Source organism: Faecousia intestinalis (genome assembly GCF_040096185.1).
In the GTDB taxonomy this organism is placed as follows: domain Bacteria; phylum Bacillota; class Clostridia; order Oscillospirales; family Oscillospiraceae; genus JAZOXB01.
The window spans coordinates 1-4,410 of sequence record NZ_JBBMFF010000100.1; the positions used below are offsets into that span (position 1 = coordinate 1).

At 62.2% G+C, this 4,410-nt stretch carries 5 protein-coding genes; 1 reads left to right on the plus strand and 4 read right to left on the minus strand.

Annotation, left to right across the window (positions count from 1 at the left end):
- The 4 genes from WMO66_RS01760 to WMO66_RS01775 form a co-directional block, all read right to left on the minus strand.
- A partial coding sequence (locus tag WMO66_RS01760) for an ATP-binding cassette domain-containing protein (protein WP_349134693.1) occupies positions 1-262 on the minus strand: 262 nt, incomplete at its 3' end.
- 23 nt (positions 263-285) lie between these two features.
- Positions 286-1,167 (minus strand): phosphate ABC transporter permease PstA, encoded by an 882-nt coding sequence (gene pstA, locus WMO66_RS01765; RefSeq protein WP_435387779.1) that lies wholly within the window; start codon positions 1,165-1,167, stop codon positions 286-288.
- On the minus strand, positions 1,164-2,027 hold the full coding sequence (gene pstC, locus WMO66_RS01770) for a phosphate ABC transporter permease subunit PstC (RefSeq protein WP_349134694.1): 864 nt from the start codon (positions 2,025-2,027) through the stop codon (positions 1,164-1,166). Before pstC ends, pstA begins: the two co-directional genes overlap by 4 nt.
- Positions 2,028-2,579: 552 nt before the next feature.
- Positions 2,580-3,431, minus strand: a complete 852-nt coding sequence (locus WMO66_RS01775) for a substrate-binding domain-containing protein (RefSeq protein ID WP_349134695.1) — start codon at positions 3,429-3,431, stop codon at positions 2,580-2,582.
- A gap of 272 nt (positions 3,432-3,703) precedes the next feature.
- On the opposite strand from WMO66_RS01775, the gene WMO66_RS01780 reads away from it, so the two are divergent.
- A complete protein-coding gene (locus WMO66_RS01780) occupies positions 3,704-4,225 on the plus strand; it encodes a QueT transporter family protein (protein ID WP_349134696.1) in 522 nt (173 codons plus the stop codon).
- Positions 4,226-4,410: the final 185 nt, after the last annotated feature.

Genomic DNA, 4,410 nt, shown 5'->3' on the forward strand with positions numbered 1-4,410 from the left:
CGCGCTTGCGCAGCAGGTTCACGTCCATTTTGCGGGAAAAAATATCCTCGCCGTCCAGCGTGACGGTGCCCTCGATGCGGCAGCCCTCCACGAGGTCGTTCATGCGGTTGAGGGACTTGAGCAGCGTCGACTTGCCGCAGCCGGACGGGCCGATGAAGGCCGTGATCTCATTGGCGGGCAGGCGGAGGTTGATGTCCTTCAGCGCCTGAAAGCTGCCGTACCAGAGATTGAGGTGCTCGATTACGATCTTATCCTGTTCCATATGGGAACTCCTTCCTGTTTCGGTCACTGCGTGCGCCGGGCAATTCGCTTTGCCGCGGCGCCGGACAGCGCGTTGATGCCGATGACCATGACCAGCAGCACGACGGCCGTGGCATAGGCCTCGCTGCGGTGCAGGCCCTCGTTGAGCAGGCAGTACATGTGCACCGCCAGCGTGCGGCCGGATTCCATGACACCGCCCGCGACGCCGCTGAACGTACCGGCCGTAAAGATGAGGGCGGCCGTCTCGCCGACGATGCGGCCGATGGCCAGAATGATGCCGGAGAAGATGCCGGGCACGGCGGACGGCAGCACGATGCGGAACACCGTGCGCAGCTTGCCCGCGCCGAGGCCGAAGCTGCCCTCGCGGAACGAATCGGGCACGGCCTTCAGGGCCTCCTCCGTCGTGCGGAGAATCGTCGGCAGGACCATGATGGCCAGCGTGAGCGCGCCTGCCAGCATGGACTTGTCCATGTTCAGGGCGATGACGAACATCAGGTAGCCGAACAGGCCGTAGACGATGGATGGGATGCCCGAGAGGGTCTCTGCCGTGAGGCGGACGACCTTGACGAGCTTATTGCCGCGCTTGGCATACTCCACGAGGTAGATGGCAGCGCCGATGCCGAACGGGACGGACAGCAGCAGCGACAGCACGACCATGAGGAGCGTATTGATGATAGCGGGCGTCATGGAGCAGTTGTCCGACGTATAATGCCAGGCAAACAGGCTCGGCTTCAGGTTCGGCACGCCCATGATGAGGATATAGGCCAGCAGCGCGGCGAGAATGGCGAAGGTGATCACGGCAGAGGCCGTGACGGCGATGCGCTGGACAAGCGACATCGGATGGCGGCGGTAGGACGCGCGGCTCGTGCGCGCGGCGCTCGGTTTCGAACGTTCCGTTTTTTTCATGTTGCGTCAGCCTTTCGTTTCACGGCGGAGAAGCACAGATTGATGATCAGGATGAACACGAACAGCACCACGCCGCAGGCGATGAGGGCCTCGCGGTGCAGGTCCGTGGCATAGCCCATCTCCAGCACGATATTGGCCGTCAGGGTGCGCACGCCGCTGAGCAGGCTCTTGGGCAGGATGGGCTGGTTGCCCGCGATCATCACGACGGCCATGGTCTCGCCGATGGCGCGGCCGACGCCGAGGATGATGCCAGCGAGGATGCCGGAGCGCGCGGCGGGGAACACGGCGGAGAACACGCTGCGCTCATGCGTTGCGCCCAGCGCGAGCGAGCCCTCGTAATAGCTCTCCGGCACGGCGCGCAGCGACGATTCCGAGACGCTGATGATGGTCGGCAGGATCATGATGCCGAGCATGATGGAGGCCGTGACGATGCTCTTGCCGCTGCCGAACATGGCCTGCAGGGCCGGGACGAGCACGACAAGCCCGAAGAAGCCATAGACGATGGACGGGATGCCGGCCAGCAGATCAACAGCGGGCTTCAGCACGCTGTAGAGGCGCTTCGGGCAGAAGCGCGCCAGATACAGCGCGCACAGCAGGCCCAGCGGGACGCCGATGAGGATCGCGCCGCCCGTAACCAGGATGCTGGCGATGATCATGGGGAAGATGCCGTAGAGGTCCTGATTCGGCGCCCAGGTCATGCCGAACAGGAATTTGCCGAGGCCGATCTTATGCATGGTGGGGATGCCGTTGGCAAACAGGAAAATGCAGATGAGCGCCACGGCAAGGATGGAGATGCAGGCCGTCAGCAGGAAGACGACCTTCATGGTCCCTTCCCGAATGGCGTGGAGATTGTGTTTCATAGTTCCTCCTGAAAGAAGACAGGATCGTGGGAAAGTGGAAAATGCAGGGCTCTCAGATTTGTCATTGCGGGGAGGCCAACGGGCCGACGCGGCAATTGCTTGCAGTTGGCACAGAGTGCCGTCTAAATGGTGCGCACCGATTGCGTCTGTAGCGGCGCTCCCTGAGCGCCTATGGCAGTTGCAGGTATTGCAGCAGTGATTCGGCGGCGCGAGGCTATCAGAATTGTCATTGCGAGGGCGCTTTGCGCCCGTGGCAATCTCGGGAAGGCAGTTACGATTTCGCCGAGAGTACCCTGTTATCCGGCTGTGTACCGCGAGATTGCACCCCAAGGGCACTTCCTCGCGCTTCGCGCTCAGGGCGCCACGTCGGCCGTCGGCCTCCTCGCAATGACAAACCTTTGGTTTTCACCATTTTAACGATAGCCTGTTCGGGTCGGCAGCGTTGCGCCGGGCCCGGCTGTCCGCTCCCCTACAGCGCGCATCGATGGCTGCCTGTGCAACGCGCAGGCAGCGGGAGTCCGGCTCCCGCTGTGCGTTTCCTTTTGGAAATCCTTACTTCACGGCACTCCAGCCGGTGACTTCGCCGGTGAAGATCTGGCGGATCTGCTCGAGGCTCAGGTTATCGACGGTGTTGTCGTTGTTCACGACCACTGCGATGCCGTCCATGCAGATCGTGGTGACTTCCAGACCCTGCTCCTTCTCGCTGTCCTTGACATCGCGGGAGGCCATGCCGATGTCGCACAGGCCCTCGATGGCGGAGGTCATGCCGGTGGAGGAATCGGACTGCTGGACCTTGACGGTCACGCCGCTGTTGATGGCCATGTAGGCCTCGGCGAGCTTTTCCATGACCGGGGTGACGGAGGAGGAACCCTCGATGACGACGGTGCCGGTCGGATTACTGGAGGTGAAGGCGCCGGTGGAGCCGGTGGAGACGCAGCCCTTATCGGTGACGACCTGCTGGCCCTCGTCGCTCTGGATAAAGGCGATGAAATCCTTCGCAGCGTCGCTCAGGTCGCCCTTCGTGGCGATGTTGAACGGGCGGCAGATGGGGTAGGTGCCGTTCTTGACGTTGTCGGCCGTGGCCTCGACGCCGTCGACCTTCACGGCCTTGACGGAGCTGTCGAGGGAGCCGAGGGAGATGTAGCCGATGGCAGCCTTGTTGCCGGTGACGGTCTGCATGACGACTGCGGTGGAACTGCTGATCTCGGCGGTGACGACGGTCTTGTCGACCTTGTCGACCTCGACGCCGGTCAGCTCGACGAACGCGCCGCGGGTGCCGGAGCCTTCCTCACGGGAGATGACGGCGATGGCATCGCTGCCGCCGTTGCCGCCGCAGGCGGCGAAGCCCAGCGCCATGGCGCCGATAATGCCGATGGCAAGAATTGCTTTGAAGATCTTTTTCATAACTCAAAACTCCTTTTTGATTGTTTCCTTTGATTTCGGATCACGCGCTTATCATACCGGCTCGCTGTAAAGCCCGACACCGTGATGATGTTAAAACCGTGTAAAATACCCCGTTTTTTTACACAAAACACACTTGACGGGAGCGGCAAACTCCGCTACAATACCATCGTAACCGAATATCGACAGTTCGAGACCATCCTGTCGTAAAATAAAACTATGGACAGCTGCGCAGCGTCCATGCTGCGCCTTTTTTGTCCCGGAATGGAGAAAACATGAAATCAAAACAGATCCGTATGATCACGCACGGCGCGATTCTGGCCGCGCTCTATGTGGCCCTGACCTACCTGCAGAATTGGCTGCTGCCCGGCACAACGTCGGCCGCCATTCAGTTCCGCGCGTCGGAGGCGCTGTGCATTTTTGCCCTGTTCACTCCGGCAGCCATCCCCGGCCTGACGGTCGGCTGTCTGCTGTTCAACATTTCCAACGCGGGCGCGCTGCCGCTGGACTGGCTCGTCGGCACCGGCGCGACGCTGCTGGCCACGACGTGCATGTATCTGCTGCGCCGTGCCGCGCTCTGGCGCATCCCGCTGCCCGCGCTGCTCATGCCGGCGGTCTGGAACGCCGTGCTCGTCGGCTGGGAGCTGACGTATTACATCGGTGAGATCCCGTTCTGGCTCAACGCGGTCTACGTTGCGGCCGGTGAGGCCGCCGTCCTGCTCGTGCTCGGCACGGCGCTGTATTTTGCCCTTGGCTCCCGCCGCCTGCAGGAGCGCCTGTTCCCGCAGGGCGTTTGAGAATTCCTCCCCGTCCGCCGCGTGTTCGGTTACCACGCTCCGGAGGGGGAGTTTTTTTCGCCATCGGCCATTGCAGGGGAGTGGACAGCCGGTCCCGGCTCCGCGCCGGCAACCGGCGCAGGTTGACGATAAAACAGTAATGGCTCCCGACTTGTCATTGCGAGGCCCCGAAGGGGCCGTGGCAA